Here is an 18368-nt window from a genome sequence, read left to right on the forward strand (position 1 = left end):
GCGGCCTCAGGTCCCGGCCGCCTGGTCTTTGATGAAACACGCCAACCGCTCGACGCCGTCGGCGATCTCCGCGTGGGTCAGGTAACTGACGGAGAGCCGGATGACCCGCTCCCCACCGCCACGCGGGTAGAAATAGGACATCGGGGTCCAGATCACCCCGAACTGCTCCGCCGAGCGCTCCAGCGCTGCGTTGTCGGCGTGGAACGGGACGGTCAGCGCCAGGAAGAACCCGCCGCTCGGCTCGTTCCAGCGCACACCCAGCGCCGCCCGTTCCTGCTCGGGGAACGCCTCGGCGAGTCGGGCCAACGTGGTCCGCATCGCGTCGCCGTAGTAGGCGGCGGTCTCGACGTTCAGGTCGGCGGCCCGCCCACCGGCGGAAAGCAGCATGCCGGCGACAACAGCCTGACTGAGGGACGAGGTGTTGACCGTCACCATGCTCTTGATCTTGGTGAGCTCGGCCGCCAGCAGGCCCGACCGCCCCGCGTCGTCCACGACCGCTTGGTCCGCGACGGCGTACCCCACCCGGGCGCCAGGGAACAGTGTCTTGGAGAGAGAACCCAGGTGGACCACCCGCCGCGCCCGGTCCAGGGACTTGAGGGTGGGAAGTTGCTGCCCCGGGCTGACCAGCCGGTACGGGCTGTCCTCCAGGATCAGGAGGTCGTGCCGGGCCGCCAGGTCGAGCAGTTCCTGCCGGGTCTCCAGCGGGATGGTGGTTCCCGAGGGGTTCGAGTGGTCGGGGGTCACGTAGAACGCCCGGGGTCGACGACCGCGTTCCCGCTCAGCGAGGATGGCCGCCTCCAGGTCCGCACAGCGGAACCCGTCGTCGCCCTCCTCGACCGGGGTGAGATTGGCGTCCAGCAGAGCCGCGACACCGACGATTCCCACGTAGCACGGGCTGGACACCAGGAGGACGTCCTGCGGGTCCCGGATCAGCGCTCGCACGGTGAGGAACATGGCCTCCTGGCACCCCACCGTGACCACCACGGACTCCGGTGGGACGTCGATGCCCTCGTCCTTCCGCAACGAGTCCGCGATCAGCTCCCGAATCTGTCCGCTGGTCGGCCCGTACTGGAACAGCGAGGAGCGGATCTGGTCCGGCGAGGCGCCATTGGCCTCCAGGTGGTCCAGGTAGCGACGAAGGTGGTCGAAGATCTGCTCCGTCTCGAAGAACCCGTCGTGGGGGCGACCGGGCGCGAAGGAGACTGCCTCCGGATAGCGGTAGGTGATCTCGTTGAGGAAGTTCATGGTGTCGAGCACCGGGTCACCGACACTCGCGTGCAGGTTCGCAGTGGGCAGAGCACCTGGCTCCGGCGTCAGCCCAGTCATCGGGCCACTGCCGGCGCGAGCTCGCGGCTGGACTCCGGAACGCTCGGAGAGAGCTCCGCCCGCCCCACGCCGTCGACCGGATCCGCAGCCCGCACGAACCCCGGGCCCGATACCAGGTGATCGACGACGGGCATCTTGTCCCGCGTATACAGCTCGACGTAGGCAATCGCGTGCACAGCCAAGATCGGCCCCCAAGAATATCCAAAAGCCAACGGACGGACGGGGCGGGTCGGCAATTCCGGCGGGGCAGGGATCACGTGATCGGAGGATCGCGGTCCTCGATCGCCTGCGGATCCCCTGCCACGCCGGCTGCCGCGGCCCTGGGAGCTACCAGCGCCACTCCTGCTGCTTGAAGAGGTGCCCGGCCTTGATGTTGCGCTCCTTGCACCAGGTCATGAACTCATCGATCTGCTTGATCTGGTAGGTGTCCGGCGTGTAGGTGGTGGCCATGACGTGGCCCAGCCAGTCCTCCTCGCCCATGGCGTAGACGTACGCCTCGGTGGCCCCCAGTTCGGTCATGATGGCCGCCGCCTGCTCGGCGTTCGACCCCGACAGCTTGCGCGAGTTGCTCATCTTCTTGGTGACCGGGATGGTCAGCAGCGCCTGGTACAGCCAGGTCAGGGGAGCGCCGTCGCACTCCATGCCCAGGAAGGCGATGTCGGCGGTCCCCAGGTGGCCCTTGACGTAGCGGTACAGCATCGGGTCGATGCCCGAGGAGTCGGCGCCCACGAAGACCTTCTTGCCCGCGAGCTCGACCCAGTAGGTCGACTTGGCACGGATGTCCAGGTCGCAGTGCTCGCCCAGGAACGGGGTCGCCACCACCTTCCCGCCCGGGAACTCCACCTCGTCGAAGTCGTCGACCTCGATCACCGGGAAGCCCTGGTGCTTCAGCATCAGACCCATCGACGGGTCCGCGAGGTTGCCACGCGACGAACGCGGCACCACGATCGCCCCGACCCGGCCGCGGAGCTGGAGCAGCGTCTCCAGGACGATGTGGTCCTGGTGGCCGTGGGTGATCACCACGAGGTCGATGAAGTCGGGGAGGTCGTCCAGGGAGTACCGGTCACCGGCGGTGCTGTCCGCGCTGATGAACGGGTCGGTGACGACGGCGGCCTCGGGCGTCTGGAGCACCAGACAGGCATGGCCGAAATAGCGGATCCGGCCGCCCGACTCGATGTGCCGGTCCTCCGCCAGGCTGGGCCGGTCGCTCAGCATCCCGGCGAGCTGCGCCGCCTGGGCATCGTTCAGCTCCAGCGCCTCGCGCAGGTGCCCGAGCGTGGTGGCCTTCACCCGGCTCTTGAAGAGCTCCTCGAGACCCGCGTGCCGGAACGGGATGTCGAGCTCCAGCACGTCCGGCGACGGCAACCGCGGCGTACTCAGGACGAAGGGACGCTCGATCCCGGTCTCGAAGGACAGCTGCACGGACTGGCGCGACTCCTGGTAGACGCCGCTCTTGTAGACCACCGGCTCCATGAAGCGCATCTGCGCGTGGTTGTCGGTATCGTAGGCGAGCTCGACCAGACCGCCCAGCTCGGGCGGCAGCTTCGGATACAGCGGAGTGAGGTCGAAACCCGTTGCATTCGCCCGCAACAGCTCCTGGCCGGCTGCGATCGCTTCGGCGAACCGGAGGATCCCGGCGCGGTCCCGCTTGATCGAGTCCAGCAGGTCACGGACCTCGTCGGCCCGCTCCTCCGGAATGTTGATGAAGTACCCGCCGCGCAGCTCGGGGTTGTTGCTCGCCGCGACGTGCACCTGCGGGGACTGCAGGTACGACTCGAGCAGCGGCACCTGGAGGAACGCGAGGTTCATCGCCGACTGCACCGGCGCCATGGTGTACGGCCACGCGAAGAACCTGTCGATCAGCGGCTCGATGATGACCTTTGACCGCAGAAAGAGTTGTTCGTCAGCCATCTGCATCCCTCCACCCGAAAAGGCTCGAAAAATTGATCGGAGGATCGGGACGTGCGCGATTCACCCGAATCCGGGCAGCCCGATCAGGAACCTGGGGGGCAAAACTTCCGACTCATCACCCGCCAGGCGCTCTCCGGAATCAGGATGACCCAATCCGGTTCGCCCGATCAATACTTCAGGCCGTCCACTGGGAATAAGAATTCCGATGACTGTTCAACTGCGTCCGAGCAGCACTTGGACAGCTCCACCGGGCACTGAAATGCGATTTCGGACCATCGCTTGCCGTCCGGCTGCTCGAAACCGCTATCAACGGGGTTCTGCCGGCGATGAACCGCCGCCCTGGCGCGATGAGGACGATCACCGCCGCGGACTTCTCCAACCGGCCGCCTGCGCGCACCAGCCGGCGCCGCGACGCGAAGGCGCCTCCTGGGAGGGCGTCAGCAGTCATGAGCGGCATCTGGTCAACACCATTCCGTCGCCGGCGCGCACAGTCAAGTGACCCCGGAGACCTTGAACCTCCGCCCGGCGGCACACAGAATCGGAGGCCACGCCGATGGAGGCGGATACAAATCTCTTGCAGGTAAAAGCTGTTGGCGTTCCCGTCACCTTCCGGAAGAGAGCCGAGGAACCGATGAAGCGCCTTGCCCGTTCTCTTGCTTTGGCCTCGGGTCGGCAGCGGCACCTCACCGAGGACCCCAACCGTGACGTACTCCGCAATCACCCTCCTGCTACTCGGCCTTCCGGCGCTGACGCTCGGAGTCCTCTGGGCAACCGACTTCCGCGGCATCGCGACCCGCTTCACCGCACGTCAGGCCGCTGACAGGGCCAACCTTCCGTCTCACGTTCGGCGCCTGTCCCCCGCCCCCACGCCAGGCCGTGTCCAGAGCGTTCTCGGCGTACTGCTCGCGGTGACCGGCTGCATCTTCATCGGAACCGGCTGCTGGACGCTTCTGCCGTGACGACGCTGCGGATCCCCGGGACGCAGCGCGCCGGACAGCGTCGTGCGCTCCGCATGTGTCGAGAGGGCATGAGCTCGGTCTCGGACCCGTATCCGGCCCGAGACCGAGCGGAGCTGAATCAGGTCGTGCGGCGCCGGATCCAGAGGAAGCAGAAGCCCGACAGCACCGCAGCCATGGTGGTGTAGAGCGCTGCCTCGATCAGCTGAAAGGGCCAGTAGCGGGTGTTCGGCTGGAAGGTGGCGGTCACGTGGAGGTCCTGCCCGGCCAGGCAGTCGATCGTCCCTTCGAGCTGCCCCGGCCTCAGACAGCGATCGATCTTCTCCGCCGTGGGCGGTTGTCCGGCCGAGTCGAGCGCGTGGCCGGCGGAAACGACCCAGGCGTCGGGAAGGGAGATGCCGCTGATGACGAGCGACGAGCCGTTCTGGATGATGCCGTCGGCGTGGCTCAGCGTCGTCGCGTCGAGCCGGACATCCGCGGTGCGCGGCGGGAGGTAGTCCGTGCGAAGGGCGGTCGGCACGGCGAACTGCACGGCCGTGAACACGGCCAGGGTCAGACCCATGGCGGCGACCGGTCGGCGCAGTAGTACGCCGGTGGCGGCTCCCAGGGCGAAGGCGAAGGCCGCGTAGGAGAGCGGAACGACGCCACGCGCACCGAAGACCAGCGCGGAGAACCGGGCGGCCTTGACCGTGTCGTACTGGCCCGCGCCCCAGGACATCAGCAGGTCGAGCAGTCCCGTCAGGGCCACTGCACCGAGACCGACGACCAGCAGCTTCACTGTCAGCCAGCGGGTCCGGGTGACGCTCTGGTGCCAGGCCAGCCGATGGGTTCCGGCTGCCAGTTCCCCGCTGATCAACGGCGCTCCCCAGAAGACGCCGAGCAGGCCGGGGACGGTCATCAGGGCCAGGTCCGTGAGCATCACGACGGTGGAGTACTTGTCCGTGAAGCCCGTGACGAGGCCGGGCGCGCAGCCCGTGGCGATGCACCCCGCCAGGCTGCGGTCGTAGTCACCGCGGATGTTCAGGCCGAGCACCAGGAGGTAGATCGCGGCTGCGGCGAGAGCGATCGCGCCGGCGATCGCCTGCGTACGGAACTGGCGCCAGGTCATCCAGATCATCGGAGGCCCTCCAGGTCATGCGAGTTGTGCGCCCGCCGGTCGCGGGCCAGGTAGGCGAGGACCAGGTCTTCGAGGTCGAGGCGCTCGGCTTGCCAGTCGCCCTCGGGGAGCGGCGTGGTGGCCCTGACGACGAATGCGCTCTGATGGTCGGTGTGGCTCTCTTGCACGATCGAGAGCGACGCGGGAAGTGTGGAGGCCGCACGGCGCCGGCCGACGATCCGGTAGTGCTCGGCGATCAGGTCTTCGCACGGTCCGGCCAGTTGGACCCGGGCTCCGGAGATCAGGAGCAGGTAGTCGCAGACTCGTTCGAGATCAGTGATCACGTGGGAGGACAGGACGATGGTCCTGCCCTCCTGTTCTCCGGCGAACTCCGTGAGGCCGTGCAGGAAGGAGCGCCGGGCCAGCGGGTCGAGCGCGGCCACCGGCTCGTCCAACAGCAGTAGTTCGGGCTGCTTCGCGGCGGCGAGCGTCAGTGCCAGTTGGGCGCGTTGACCGCCGGACAGCCTGCCGGCCTTCTGCTGCGGATCGAGGCCGAGCTGTTCAATCCTGCGGTGTGCGGCGTCGTGGTCCCAGACGGGGTTCATGCTGGCGCCGAAGTGCAGGTGGTCGGCGACCGACAAGTCGGCGTAGACCGGGGTGTCCTGGGCGACGAAGCCGACCCGGGCCAGCTGTCCGGGACCCTCCCCGGGCCGGCCGCCGAGGACGCGGAGTGTTCCGGTGGTGGGGCTGGTTTGGCCACAGACCAGGTTCAGCAGTGTGGACTTGCCGGCGCCGTTGGGGCCGACCAGCCCCACCACCCGTCCCGGCGGGATCGACAGCGTGCACTCCGTCAAGGCCCACCGGCCCCGATACCGCTTGCCCAATCCGTGGGCCTCGATGACGGCGGTCATGCTCCTCCTCTGATCGCGGGCAGCCCGTGAGCGATTCGCCGCGGCGTGCCGCAGCGACGGCTTCCACCATGCCGTCGGAGCGGTGGCGACGGCGTCGGGCCTGAGAACAGACCTCGACACGGCCGACTGGCCTCAGGTACAGCTCTGAGCGTCAGTCTCCAGACCGACGCGGGGCCCGGGTCCTGGTGGCTACATTGCGATCATGGAGTCTCTTCAACCGCCCCTGCTCAAGCGTCTGAGCACGAGGCACTGGGTCGTGATCGACTGCGCCGCCGCAGTGCTGGCGATGGCCGGTTCCACCCTGCTCTGGCAGAGCTCGGCCGACCTGGGCGGGCTGAACCTGGTGGACGTCCTGATCGCCGTACTCTCGCTGGTGGCGGTGGTGTTCCGCCGGCGCTGGCCGCGTGCCGTACTCGTATCGGTCGTGACCGTCGGAGCCATGACCACCTTCGTGCGCGGGGGGCCGGTGCCGCTGGTGGCGGTCGCCTTCGTGACGTACGTGATCCCTCAGCGGTTCCCGCGTCGCGGGGCGCTCCGCGTGCTTGCCGCGACCTTGATGGTGATGGTGCCGGCTGCCGGGCTCACCGGTTTCCTCGACTTGCCGTACGGTCCACCCACCCGGCACAGTGCCGCGTTGGTGATTGAAAGCGCACTGCTCGTCACAGTGGCGTGGACCATCGGCTACGCGGTGCAGCAGCAGAGGCTCTACACCGACAGCCTGCGCGCCCAGGCCGAGCAGCGGGCCCAGGAGCAGCTGGCCGAGGCCCGTCGCGCGGCCAGTGAGGAACGCCTGCGGATAGCAAGGGAGTTGCACGACGTGGTAGCCCACACGATGAGCGTGATCGCGGTACAGGCAGGGGTCGCGAATCACGTCGCCGCCGAGCATCCGGACGAGGCGCGGCGCGCGCTGTCGTCCATCGAGGAGACCAGCCGCGGGGCGATGCGGGAGATGCGGGCGATGCTCGGAATTCTCAGGGGCGAGGAGGGCAGTGGGCATCCGGGCCGAGGTGATGCCGGCACAGCCCCTGCACCGGGGCTGGCGGACCTCCCTGCGTTGGTGGGGCGGGCCGCCGAGGCAGGTGTTCAGGTGGGTCTGGAGGTCTGCGGCGAACGTCCGGAGCTGTCTCCCGGCCTGGACCTGGCCGCCTTCAGGGTCGTTCAGGAGGCGGTCACCAACGTAATCAAACACGCGGCGGTGGAACGGTGCCGGGTGGCCGTCACGTATCACCCTGATGCGGTGACGGTGGAGGTCACGGACGACGGCATCGGTGCTGAAAATGGCTCCAGGCAAGGCGCCGCCCGGCCGGTGGCCGGCCATGGCATCGTCGGCATGCGTGAGCGGGTCGGCATGTACGGCGGCGAGTTCCGGGCCGGGCCGAGGCCGGGGCGAGGCTTCCGGGTCACTGCCCGGTTCCCGTTCCCGACGACCGGGGACTCCCTGTGATCCGCGTGCTGGTGGCCGACGACCAGGCGCTGGTCCGTGGCAGCTTCCGCATCCTCGTGGACACCGCACCCGATCTGACCGCCGTCGGCGAGGCCGAGTCGGGTGAGGAGGCTGTCGACCTCGCCCGACGTGAGAAGCCCGACGTCGTCCTGATGGACATCAGGATGCCGGGCCTGGACGGCATCGAAGCGACCCGGCGGATCACCGCCGACCCGACGACCTCCGGTGTCAGAGTGCTGGTCCTGACGACCTTTGACATCGACGAGTACGTTTTCGCCGCCCTCCATGCAGGCGCGAGCGGATTCCTGCTCAAGGACACCCGGCCGGCCGACCTGCTGGCCGCGATCCGCGTCATCGCGGCCGGCGACGCCCTCCTCGCCCCGGGCGTCACCCGCCGCCTCATCGAGGAGTACACCCGCCGCCCCGAAGCTCCCAGCCGGCCCTCCGCCGCACTGGCGGAGACAACCGAACGGGAGCGGGAGGTACTCACCCTGGTCGGCCTCGGCCTGTCGAACACCGAGATCGCCGCCCACCTGCACGTCAGCCTGTCCACCGCCAAGACTCACGTCGGACGCCTGCTCATGAAACTCGGCGCCCGCGACCGGGCCCAACTCGTCATCGCCGCCTACGACGCCCGCCTGGTCCACCCGGCACCAGCAGCCGACGACACATCGCACCAGTGCTGACCAACGACGCACCGTGGTCAACCCCGTCCTGCACGAGTTCCTCGCCGTCGCGCTGTCCAACCTCGGGATCCGGCTCGCCGCCCTCGGCCGGCCGGCGGCGGCGCTGGCGGCCACCGAGGAGGCCGTCCGGATCTACCGGGGCCATGCCGCGAGCGGCATCTTCCGCACCCTGGCCGAGGAGCACCCGTCGGCCTACCGGTCCGCACTGGCCCGAGCGCTCGCCAACCTGGGCGACCGCTGGTCCCAACTCGGCTTCGTCCGCAAGGGGTTGGCACTGATCGAGGAAGCCGTCGGGATCCAGCGGGAGCTGGCCTCGGCGAACCCCGCGGCGTTCACGACCGACCTCGGGCGCTTCGAGGCCTACCGTGACACGCTGCGCGCGGAACTCGCCGACTGACCGGCCCGGACGTCAGCCAGCAGCCCCCTCCGGGCTGCCGCCGGCCAGCTCCCCGCCCTCGTGGTAGATCAGGTTCCCGCCCTGGACCCCGAAGACGCGTCCGTTGCCGTGGGCGATGCTGGTCTGCCTGTAGACCCGCGTCCTCGCCTCCTCGGGCAGCGTCGGAGCGAGCACCTCGTCCAGCACCCGCTCCAACTCCAATGCGAGCTCGGGCTGTCGGCGGAGCAGCTCGGACAGCCGCTGCCGCCAGTCCGCGGCGAGCGCCTCCCGCAGGCCCTCGTCGTCCTGCTCCTCGGCCACCAGCACCTCCCGGCGCAGCTCGGTCAGGTCCTCGTCGACCAGCTCCGCACGCTCCGGACGGAACCGGCGCCACACGGCGACCACCCCGTCCCGCGCGTACTCCCACGCGTCGGTGGCCATCGCCCCGACGAGCGACGAACCCGCGAGGGCCGCGAGCGCGGCTGGATCCATGGAACCCCTCCCCCGCCCCACCGGCCCGAACGCCTTCGCCGAGCCTTCGGAGCACTCTCAGGTGCGGCGGACCCACCCGAGCCGTTCCTGCCCCTCCCCGCGCGACCGGCAAACCCCGGGTAGCGGCGTCACATCAGCGCCGTCGCCCGCCTCCCGGTCCGGCGCCCCGGCCTGTCTCAGCGGACCCGGGGCCGGGGGGCGTTCCCGAGCAGGGAGCGCAGCCCGGCGGTGTCGACGAGGCGGGCCCGCGTGGGCAGGACCCGGTGGAGCAGGATCGCGTGGACCTCGGGGTCCGGGTCGGCGACGCCGTCGGACAGGACGTACAGCCGGTAGTCGCGGTCGGCCGCGTCGAGGACGGTGGACAGGACGGCGCCGCCGGTGCTGAGGCCGGCGACGACCAGGGTGGTGATGCCCCGCTCGCGCAGCCGCCGGTCGAGGTCGGTGGTGGACAGGGCGCCGAAGCGGGTCTTGCGGACGACGATGTCGCCCTCCCGGGGGGCCAGCCGCCGGTGGACGGCGGTGGCGGGGTCCTCGTGGTGCAGGGCCCGGTGCCGGGCGAGCGGGGCGAAGGACGTGTTGCTGTCCGGGACGGCGTCCCAGCCGGCCTCGGTGAAGCCGACGCGGACGTGGGCGACGGTGCCGCCGGACCCGCGCACCGCGGCGACGGCGTCCGCCAGGCAGCCGAGCAGGGCGTCGCGGTCACCGTCGTCGGGCAACGCGGCCAGGACGGCGGGCTGGCAGTCGAGGACGAGGAGGGCGGTGTGGGCGGGGGCGGGTGTGCTGGTCATACGGGTGGCCTCCTGAGGCGGCGGGTGGCGGGTCAGTGGTGGGTCATGCGGGGCGGCCGGCAGGCTCCGGCCCTGGTTCCTGTTCCTGTTCCTGCTCCTGCTCCTGTTCCTGCTCCTGTTCCTGCTCCGACCGCGCCACCTGGTCACGCCGGGGAAGCAGGAGCGGGGTCGCCAGCATGAGCAGTCCCGCGACCGTGAGGGCGGTGCGCGGCCCGGTGGCAGCGGCGAGCAGCCCGCCGAGCGTGGTGAGGGTGGCGATGGCCGCCTGCTGGCCGATCGACCAGGCCGACAGGGTGCGGGCGACGAGGTGGCCGGGGGTGCGTTCGAGCCGGTAGGTGGCGAGCACCGGGGTGTACAGGCTCATGTTGACGATGATCGCCAGCTCCACGGCGATCACGGTGACCAGTCCGACGACGCCCGGACGGACGAAGGCCAGGCCGATCAGCCAGACCGCGCGCAGGGTGCCGACCGTCCGGAAGACCCGGTCCCGCCCGTAGCGGGCGACGACCCGGCGGGCCAGCCGGGAGCCGACCAGCCCACCGAGGCAGGGCGCGGCGAACGCGAGGCCGTACTGCCAGGGGGCGAAGCCGAGTTGGCGCAGCAGGAGCACGGCGAGCACCGGCTCGGTGGCCATGATCAGCCCGGAGACGAGCATGTTGTTGAGGTAGAGCGCCCGCAGGCCGGGGTCGCCCAGGATGTGCCGCCAGCCGTCCAGCAGCGCCCCCGACCGGGCCGGGCTCCTGCCGCCCGACCGGGCCGCGCCGTCGCCGCCCGACCGGGCCGCGCCGTCGCCGCCCGACCGGGCCGCGCTCCCGCCGCTCGGGCGCGGGGGCTCCTCCCGGCCGCCGATCGCGGCGATGCCCAGCGCGGACAGCAGGTAGCTGAGCGCGTCGGCCAGCACCGTGGCGACCGGCCCGAACAGGCCGATCGCCGCCCCGCCCAACGGGGGCCCCACCGCGATGGAGCTCCAGTTCGTGGATTCGAACCGGGCGTTGGCCACCAGCAGGTCGTCCGGCCGGACGAGCGCCTTGAGGTAGGCGCCGCTGGCGGCCCCGAACGCGATCTTGGCCGCCGCCACCACGACCGACACCACGAGCAGCTGGACGAAGCCCAGCCACCCGAGGGCGTAGGCCGCCGGGATCGAGGCCATGGCCGCGAACCGGGCCAGGTCCATCCCGATCATCACCGGACGCTTGCGCCGGAACTCCACCCACGGCGCGAGCGGCACCGCGATCAGCGCCCCGACCGCCGGCCCGACCGCCGACAGCGCGGACACCTCGGCCGGGCCGGTGTGCAGCACCAGCACGGCGATCATCGGCAACGCCCCGAACCCCAGCCCGGACCCGTACGCGCTCACCGCGTACGCCGCCCACAGCCAGCCGAACCGCCGGCCCAGCCGGCTCCTGCCCCTCATAGACCTCATGCGCCTCATGCGCCTCATGCGCGGTGCGCTCCCCTCGACGTCCCGTTCGAACAAACCGACGTTGACCGGTGAGAGCTAATCGGGCGGCGCAAAGGCAGGTCAAACAACCGTCTGCCGCTCATCGCACAACCACTGGTTGTTCACTACAGTGGGTCGGCGTGGACCTCGAAGCAGTACGCACCTTCGCCGCCATCGCCGAAGCCGGCCAGTTCCAGAAGGCCGCCGTCGACCTGTCCGTCACCCAGCAGGCCGTCTCCAAACGGGTCGCCGCGCTCGAACGCGACCTCGGGGTACGCCTCTTCATCCGCACCCCGCGCGGCGCCGAACTCACCATCGACGGACAGGCGTTCCTGCCCCACGCGCGCGAACTGCTGCGCGTCGCCGAGCGCGCCGTCGCCTCCGTGCACACCGGCCGCCGGCCCCTGCGGGTCGACGTCATCGCCTCCCGCGGCGGCGCGGCCGGCCTGATGCGCGGCTTCCACCGCACCCACCCGGACATCGACCTCGACGTGGTCATGCTGTTCGAGATCGAGGCGGCCGTCGCCGCCATCCGCTCCGGTGCCCTCGACGCGTCCTTCCGCGCCGTCACCGCGCCCGGACGGCCCCTCCCCGACGACATCGCGGCCGTCCGGGTCCTCGACGAACCGCTCCAGCTGCTCACCGGCCCCGCCCACGCCCTGGCCAACGCCAAGTCGGTCGCCCTCGCCGACCTCGTCGGCCACCGGATCTGGATGCCCGGGATCGTCCCCGGCACCGAATGGGGCGCCTACTACGACGACCTCGTCGCCGAGTTCGGCCTCACCATCGAAGCCACCGGCCCCAACTTCGGCTCCGACGCCCTCCTCGACACCATCGCCGAGACCCCCGCCCTCGCCACCTTCATGGGCGAACGGACCCGCCACGTCTGGCCCGCCCGCTACGGCCTGCGCCTCATCCCCGTCACCGACCCCACCCCCGTCTACCCCCACTCCCTCCTCTGGCACCGCGACAACCCCCACCCCGCCCTCCCGACCCTCCGCGCCCACCTCGCCGCCGCGGCCGACGGCAGCCGCGACGGCGCGCGGACGTGGGTACCGGAGTGGGTCCACCCCCACTGAACGGCGGCGGGAGCCGGGCGGCGAGCGGGAGCCGGGGGCCGGCGACCGAGCGCCCCCGGCGGGGTCAGCCCAGGGCCTCCACCAGCTCGGCCAGCCGTTCGCCGGCCACGGCGAAGGCCAGGTGGTCGTGGTAGTCGCGGCTGTGCACGATCAGGCCGTCGCGGACCCGCAGGACCTGGATGTTCGCGGATTGGAAGGTCCGCCCGGTCTCCCGGTGGCGCACCTGGTAGTCCCATTCGGCGACGACCACCTCCGGGTCGTCGGTCTCCCGGACCACCACGTTCTCCGCCCGCAGTTCCAGCGGCGAGTGCTCGGCGACCTGCGCGAACCGCTCCGCGAGGACGGCGCGCCCCTCGTAGCGGCGCGGACCGACCGGTTCGAAGACGGTTTCGACGACGGTGTCCTCGGCGTAGAGCCGGGTGACCTCCATGAACCGTCCTTCACTGATGCCCGTCAGCAGCTCGTGGAAGACCTCGCGCGGCGACAGCGTTTCGGACATGATCAACCCCCAGAATCGTGTCGCTAGAATCGGACCAGCGACTCCGCTTAGAACGATACGGACTGACCACTCCGGTTGTCCACAGGTAGTGCCGCGCTCACCGCGGACGGAAAACGGGTGCCATGAACGACGCTTCGCCACGACCGCTGCGCGCGGACGCGGCCCGCAACCGCGCCAGGCTGCTCGACGTCGCCACCGAGGTGTTCGCCACCCGCGGCGTCGGCGTGCCCACCGAGGAGATCGCCCGCGCCGCCGGGGTCGGGGTCGGCACCCTCTTCCGGCACTTCCCCACCAAGGAGGCGCTGCTGGAGGCGGTCGTGGTCCGCCGGCTGGAGACCATCACGGCCCGCGCCGCGCAGCTCGCCGCCGAGACCGAACCCGCCGAGGCGTTCTTCGCCTGCTTCCGGCTGGTGGTCGAACAGTCCGCCGGCAAACAGGAGTTCACCCGGGCCCTCGCCGAAGCCGGGGTCGACGTGCACGCCTCCCTGCGGGAATCCAGCGACCAGATGCGCGGCCGGCTCGCCGAACTCCTGGCCGGGGCGCAGCAGGCCGGCGCGGTCCGCCCCGAGGTCGGCCTGCCGGAACTGATCGCCCTGCTCGTCGGCGTCGGCGCGGCGACCGAGCACCTCGCGGCCGACCCCGCGGCCCGCGAACGCGTCTACGACGTGGTCTTCACCGGACTACGACCGCACTGACCGCCGCCACCCCGGCCGGGCGGCCCACGCATAGGACCCGCCCGGACGACCCCTTCCGACGGCCCGCACGAGAAACGAGCCCCCACCGTGCCGCACGCGCCCGTGATCCGCAGCGACGTCCCCGGGACCTTCGCCTGGAGCGTCTTCCACGAACGCCACCCCGCGCTCGTCCGCCAGGTCCTCGACGCCCTGCCGTACGGCCCCACCGAACGGGCGGCGGTCGAGCGGCTGCTCGCGGAGAGCACCACCGGCGTCCTGGAGCCGCTGCCCGCGGACGCGCCCGACGCCGCCCAGTGGCTGCGGTGGGGCGACGGCCGGTGGGGCGAGCCGTGGGGCGAGGCGCCCTTCCTGTGGGCGGAGAGCTACTTCTACCGCCGACTGCTCGACGCCACCGGCTACTTCCGGCCCGGAGCCTGGCACGGCGTCGACCCGTTCGCCCCGTTCAAGGCCACCGAACTCGGCGGAACGGCGGTCGACGGCGAGCTGGCCGCGCTGGACGGACTCGACGCGCTGCCGCACGACCGGCGGGCGCACGCCCTGCTCTCGTCCGCCCTCTGGGGCAACCGCGCGGACCTCAGCTTCCGGATCACGGCGCGGGCGGACGGGACGACCCCGTCCGACCTGCTCGCCGACGACAGCGCGCTGCTGTGGGCCGCGCTGGAACGGGCCGACGGCGGGCGGGTCTGCGTCGTCGCCGACAACGCGGGCCGGGAGCTGCTGCCCGACCTCGTCCTGATCGACCACCTCCTCGCCCGCGGCCTCACCTCGCAGGTCGGCCTGTACGTGAAGCCGCAGCCGTACTTCGTGTCGGACGCGACCATGACCGACGTACTCGCCGCCCTCGACCGCCTCCGCACCGCACCCTCCCGAGCCGCCTCCGACATCGGCGAACGGCTCTGGCGGGCCATGGGCGACGGCACGCTCGTGGTCCGCACCCACCCCTTCTTCTGCGCGCCACTGCCCTACCACGACCTGCCCGCCGACCTCCGGGCCGAGTTCGCGGGCGCGGCACTGACGATCCTCAAGGGCGACCTCAACTACCGCCGCCTGGTCGGCGACCGGCTCTGGCCGCCGACCACCCCGTTCACCGACGCCACGGAGCACTTCCCGTCCCCCGTCGCCGCCCTGCGAACCCTGAAGTCGGACGTCGTCGTCGGCCTCGACCCCGCCACCCTCACCCGCCTCGACACCACCGGCACCCCCTGGCGCACCACCGGCCACCACGCCGTCATCCAGGTCACCGCCCACCGGTAGCCGGGGCAGCGGACGTCCGGCTCCCGGCGCCGGGAACGGACCCGCGCGCGGGCGCTCCCGGAGTCAGCCCGCCTCCACCTGCCGCGCGATCCGCTCCCGCATCGCCGCCGCGCGCGGGTCGTCGTACCCGGCGGCGGCCAGGAGGGCGAGCGCGTCCTGGCGGTGGCGGGCCGCGGACAGGTCGTCGGGGGGCAGCGCGGCGGCCAGGGCGGTGAGGGCGAGGGCCTCGTGCCAGGGGTCGGCGAGGTCGTGGTGGGTGGCGGCGGCCCGGCGGAGGAAGGCGGCGGCTTCGGTGGGGCGGTCGAGGTGGCGGTAGGTCTCGCCGGCGCCGTGCCAGGCTTGGGCTTCGCGGCTGCGGTCGCCGAGGCGGCGGTGGAGGACGGCGGCGCGCTGGTAGGAGTCGAGGGCGTCGGTGTGCCGTCCGTCGGCGCGTTGGGCGTCGGCGAGGGTGAGGAGCCAGAAGCCTTCGAGGCGGTGGTCGCGCAGGTTGAGGGCGATGTCGACGGCCGCGTGGGCGGCGGCGAGTGCACCGGCCGGGTCGCCGTTCTCGCGGCGGATGTCGCTGAGCAGGCGCAGGGCGTTGCCTTCGCCGCGCTGGTTCTTGAGTGCCCGGTGGACGGTCAGTGCTTCGTCGACGGCCGCCGAGGCCTCGGGCAGGCGGCCGGCCCGGTAGCGGGCACTGGCGAGGTTGGCGAGGGTGGTGGCCTCCCAGTGCGCCTCGCCGAGGAGCCGGAAGGCGGCCAGCGCCTGCTCGAAGTACCCTGCGGCCGGGCCGAGTTGTCTCCGGTGCAGGTGGACCAGGCCGAGCAGGTTGAGGGCGTGCGCCTCGTTGGGCCGGTCGCCGAGCTCGCGCCAGAGCGCGAGTGCGGCGCGGTGGTGTTCGAGGCTGTCGTCGAGGGCGTTGAGGCGGGTGTACGCCATGCCGAGGCCGGTGAGCAGCAGGGCCCGGGCGTGGTCGTCGCCGAGGCGGGCCGCGGCGGCGAGGCCGGCCTGGCCCGCCGGGGGCCAGTCGGCGCCGGGGGCGGAGGGGGCTTGGGCGTTCCAGAGGACGGCGGCGAGCTGCCAGGTCCGCCGGTCCTCGCCCGCCGCGGCGGCCGTGTGGACGGCTTGCAGGAGGTTGGCGCGTTCGCGTTCGGCCCAGTCGACGGCGGCGTTGTAGTCGGCGGGGGCCGCCGGCTGGACGCCGTCGGCCGGCGCGTCGAGGGGCAGGCGGGCTTCGGCGGGGCGCAGCCACTGCTGGGCGGCGTCGGCGGTGTGCAGGTACCAGTCGAGGACGCGGTGCAGGGCGGCCCGGCGATCGTCGGGGGTGTCCTCGCGGTGGGCCTGGCCGGTGGCGTAGGCGCGCAGGAGGTCGTGGAACTGGTAGCGGTCGGGTGCGCTCTGTTCCACGAGGTGGGCGCCGACGAGGGCGTCGAGGAGTTGCCGGGTGCGGTTGGGCGTGAGGTGGGCGAGGGCGGCCGCGGCGTGGAGTCCGAAGTCCGGGCCGGGGTGCAGGCCGAGGCGTCGGAACAGCCGGGCGACCTGGTCGGGCAGAGCGCGGTAGGACCAGGCGAAGACGGTGCGGACGGCGTCGATGTCCTCGTCCTCGCCCACGCTGAGGGCGTCCCAGAGGGCGGATTCGTCGCGCAGGTCGGCGATCAGCTCGGCCAGGCCCATGTGCGGCAGGCTCGCGGCGCGTTCGGCGGCGATCCGCAGGGCGAGGGGCAGTTGGGCGCAGAGGCGGGCGAGTTCGGTGAGCTCGGCCGGATCGTCCTGGGGCCGGTGGCCGGCGGTGACGGCGCGCAGCAGCGCGACGGCCTCGGCCTCAGGCAGGGTGCCGAGGGTGAGGCGGCGGGCGCCGTCCCGTACGGCGAGGCCGGACAGCCGGCTGCGGCTGGTGACGAGGACGAGGCTGCCCGCGGTGCCGGGCAGCAGGGGGCGGACCTGGCCGGCGGTCGCGGCGTTGTCGAGGACCACGAGGACCCGGCGGTCGGCGAGCAGGGAGCGGTAGAGGGCGGCGGCCGCGCCGGGGTCGTCGGGGACGGACCGGGCGGGCACGCCGAGGGAGGTCACGAAGTGGTGGAGGGCCTCCTGCGCGGTGACCGGACGGCCCGGGTCGTAGCCGCGGAGGTTGACGTAGAGCTGCCCGTCGGGGAAGCGGTCGCGGGCCCGGTGCGCCCAGTGCAGGGCGAGGGAGGTCTTTCCGGCGCCGGCCGTTCCGGCGATGACGACGACGGAAGCTTCGGCACCCTCCCCCGCCCCTCCGGTGAGGGTGGCGTCCAGGGCGCGGAGTTCGTCGACGCGGTTGACGAAGCCGCGGACGTCGGCGGGCAGCTGGCGCGGTTTCGGGGTGGTGCCGTCCTGGCCGGGCGGGCGGTGGAAGTGGATGCCGCCGCGGACGTCCCGTGCCTGGACGACGTCGTGCGCCGAAGACCCGGATACGGCGGAATGCGTCATTCCCGGGCTGCCGGTGCTCCCACCGTTCTCGTCCGCCACGGTGCTCCGATTCTGTGTGGGTGGGGGCAGGGGTGCCACTTCGCGGTCGAAGTAGCTGAGGACGTCCTCGCCGGCCTCGTGGAGATCCTTGATGTAGTCCTCCCACCGGCGGACGAGATCGGGATCGGTGTAGCGGACCGCGCCGACGGGAATCCCCGTCTCCGAGTACAGGACCTGGTAGGCCGTTCGGCCGCCGAGAATGACGATTTCTGGCAGCGGCCCGAATTCCTCGGCCCCGGAGTCGACGAGCGCCCCGGCGTCGAGGATGCGGATCCGCTCGCCGCATTCGGCGCGGATCCGCAACGAGTGCAGCTCCCACTGCAGGTAGGCCGACAGCGGCCGCTCGACCACCCGGACCCGGTGGAAGAAGGAGCCGCGCTCCTCGTCCTCCCGCCCGATCTCCAGCAGCGCCGCGCGCCGGCCCTCGAGCAGGCGCAGCGCCTCGCCCCAGTCGCCCCGGCGCACGGCTTCCCAGCTGGCACTTCCCTGCTCCTCGAAGTGCTGGCGCCGCTCCAGCTTCCAGGAGTCCCGGCCGCGGACCCGCGCGTCCCGCTCACGGAAGTCCCGCTTGTAGTCGTGGCGGGCGAGGACCTCGCCCCACTCGGACCGCAGCTCGGGGGCCCGCCGATCAGGCATCCGCGATGTCCGCTTTCGCCACGCTCAGCATCAGGCCGGGGATGACGACGAGCCGCTCCCCCGGGCCCAGGGCGACGCCGTCCGGGAGCCGGCCGCTGTAGTCCTCGGTGAGGTCCCGGCCGATCACGGCGATATCGCCGTTCGAAAGCTGCCAGATGTCCGGGCATTCGTCCCGGCCTTCGGACGTCCCGAGCTCTTTCGCGGATTTCCCCAGGCGCCTCTCCAGCGAAGCGGAAGGATCGGCTTCCCATCCAGCAGCCATGCCTGCCCCCATTTGATATTGCTCCCGGCGTGGAGCCGCGG

At 71.7% G+C, this 18368-nt stretch carries 17 protein-coding genes; 7 read left to right on the forward strand and 10 right to left on the reverse strand.

Annotated features, from left to right (window positions below; genetic code table 11):
- Positions 1-6: 6 nt before the first annotated feature.
- Positions 7-1326, reverse strand: coding sequence for an aminotransferase-like domain-containing protein (locus tag ACYP53_RS33285; RefSeq protein ID WP_459650181.1), 1320 nt, complete (start codon positions 1324-1326; stop codon positions 7-9).
- Positions 1327-1653: 327 nt separating this feature from the next.
- A complete protein-coding gene (locus ACYP53_RS33290) occupies positions 1654-3237 on the reverse strand; it encodes an MBL fold metallo-hydrolase (RefSeq protein WP_459650182.1) in 1584 nt (527 codons plus the stop codon).
- 701 nt (positions 3238-3938) lie between these two features.
- Here ACYP53_RS33290 and ACYP53_RS33295 point away from each other — a divergent pair.
- Positions 3939-4196: a hypothetical protein gene (locus ACYP53_RS33295; protein WP_459650183.1), complete on the forward strand. Its 258-nt coding sequence runs from the start codon at positions 3939-3941 to the stop codon at positions 4194-4196.
- 118 nt (positions 4197-4314) lie between these two features.
- On the opposite strand, the gene ACYP53_RS33300 is transcribed toward ACYP53_RS33295, so the two are convergent.
- Together ACYP53_RS33300 and ACYP53_RS33305 are read right to left on the reverse strand one after the other, a co-directional pair.
- Positions 4315-5310 (reverse strand): transporter, encoded by a 996-nt coding sequence (locus tag ACYP53_RS33300; RefSeq protein WP_459650184.1) that lies wholly within the window; start codon positions 5308-5310, stop codon positions 4315-4317.
- Complete coding sequence (locus tag ACYP53_RS33305; protein ID WP_459650185.1) at positions 5307-6200, reverse strand: ABC transporter ATP-binding protein; 894 nt, start codon at positions 6198-6200, stop codon at positions 5307-5309. The genes ACYP53_RS33300 and ACYP53_RS33305 overlap by 4 nt, the downstream gene beginning before the upstream one ends.
- 202 nt (positions 6201-6402) lie before the next feature.
- Between ACYP53_RS33305 and ACYP53_RS33310 the strand changes: the two genes are divergently transcribed.
- The 3 genes from ACYP53_RS33310 to ACYP53_RS33320 are packed head-to-tail and all read left to right on the forward strand — an operon-like array spanning position 6403 to position 8727.
- Complete coding sequence (locus ACYP53_RS33310; protein ID WP_459650186.1) at positions 6403-7644, forward strand: sensor histidine kinase; 1242 nt, start codon at positions 6403-6405, stop codon at positions 7642-7644.
- Entirely contained in the window at positions 7641-8330 is a 690-nt protein-coding gene (locus ACYP53_RS33315; protein ID WP_459650187.1) for a response regulator, read from the forward strand. Before ACYP53_RS33310 ends, ACYP53_RS33315 begins: the two co-directional genes overlap by 4 nt.
- 13 nt (positions 8331-8343) lie before the next feature.
- Entirely contained in the window at positions 8344-8727 is a 384-nt protein-coding gene (locus ACYP53_RS33320; RefSeq protein WP_459650188.1) for a tetratricopeptide repeat protein, read from the forward strand.
- 12 nt (positions 8728-8739) lie between these two features.
- On the opposite strand, the gene ACYP53_RS33325 is transcribed toward ACYP53_RS33320, so the two are convergent.
- The 3 genes from ACYP53_RS33325 to ACYP53_RS33335 all read right to left on the reverse strand — a co-directional run bounded on the left by ACYP53_RS33325 (position 8740) and on the right by ACYP53_RS33335 (position 11400).
- Positions 8740-9198, reverse strand: coding sequence for a hypothetical protein (locus ACYP53_RS33325; RefSeq protein WP_459650189.1), 459 nt, complete (start codon positions 9196-9198; stop codon positions 8740-8742).
- 176 nt (positions 9199-9374) lie between these two features.
- Positions 9375-9986 (reverse strand): cysteine hydrolase family protein, encoded by a 612-nt coding sequence (locus tag ACYP53_RS33330; protein WP_459650190.1) that lies wholly within the window; start codon positions 9984-9986, stop codon positions 9375-9377.
- A 43-nt stretch (positions 9987-10029) separates the two neighbouring features.
- Positions 10030-11400, reverse strand: coding sequence for an MFS transporter (locus ACYP53_RS33335; RefSeq protein WP_459650191.1), 1371 nt, complete (start codon positions 11398-11400; stop codon positions 10030-10032).
- A 167-nt stretch (positions 11401-11567) separates the two neighbouring features.
- Between ACYP53_RS33335 and ACYP53_RS33340 the strand changes: the two genes are divergently transcribed.
- Positions 11568-12506, forward strand: a complete 939-nt coding sequence (locus ACYP53_RS33340; protein WP_459650192.1) for a LysR family transcriptional regulator — start codon at positions 11568-11570, stop codon at positions 12504-12506.
- A 64-nt stretch (positions 12507-12570) separates the two neighbouring features.
- On the opposite strand, the gene ACYP53_RS33345 is transcribed toward ACYP53_RS33340, so the two are convergent.
- Positions 12571-13005 (reverse strand): nuclear transport factor 2 family protein, encoded by a 435-nt coding sequence (locus ACYP53_RS33345; protein WP_189919548.1) that lies wholly within the window; start codon positions 13003-13005, stop codon positions 12571-12573.
- 122 nt (positions 13006-13127) lie between these two features.
- Here ACYP53_RS33345 and ACYP53_RS33350 point away from each other — a divergent pair, with 122 nt between their 5' ends.
- Together ACYP53_RS33350 and ACYP53_RS33355 are read left to right on the forward strand one after the other, a co-directional pair.
- Complete coding sequence (locus ACYP53_RS33350) at positions 13128-13700, forward strand: TetR/AcrR family transcriptional regulator (RefSeq protein WP_459650193.1); 573 nt, start codon at positions 13128-13130, stop codon at positions 13698-13700.
- 87 nt (positions 13701-13787) lie between these two features.
- Positions 13788-14954 carry a damage-control phosphatase ARMT1 family protein gene (locus tag ACYP53_RS33355; RefSeq protein ID WP_459650194.1) on the forward strand — a complete coding sequence of 389 codons (1167 nt, stop codon included), beginning with the start codon at positions 13788-13790 and terminating at the stop codon, positions 14952-14954.
- A gap of 63 nt (positions 14955-15017) precedes the next feature.
- On the opposite strand, the gene ACYP53_RS33360 is transcribed toward ACYP53_RS33355, so the two are convergent.
- A complete protein-coding gene (locus ACYP53_RS33360) occupies positions 15018-18065 on the reverse strand; it encodes an ATP-binding protein (RefSeq protein ID WP_459650195.1) in 3048 nt (1015 codons plus the stop codon).
- The gene (locus tag ACYP53_RS33365) at positions 18058-18327 is read right to left on the reverse strand and encodes a hypothetical protein (RefSeq protein WP_189919543.1); all 270 of its coding nucleotides are present in this window, start codon (positions 18325-18327) and stop codon (positions 18058-18060) included. The genes ACYP53_RS33360 and ACYP53_RS33365 overlap by 8 nt, the downstream gene beginning before the upstream one ends.
- Positions 18328-18368: the final 41 nt, after the last annotated feature.

It is taken from the genome of Kitasatospora sp. Ki12, assembly GCF_054601375.1.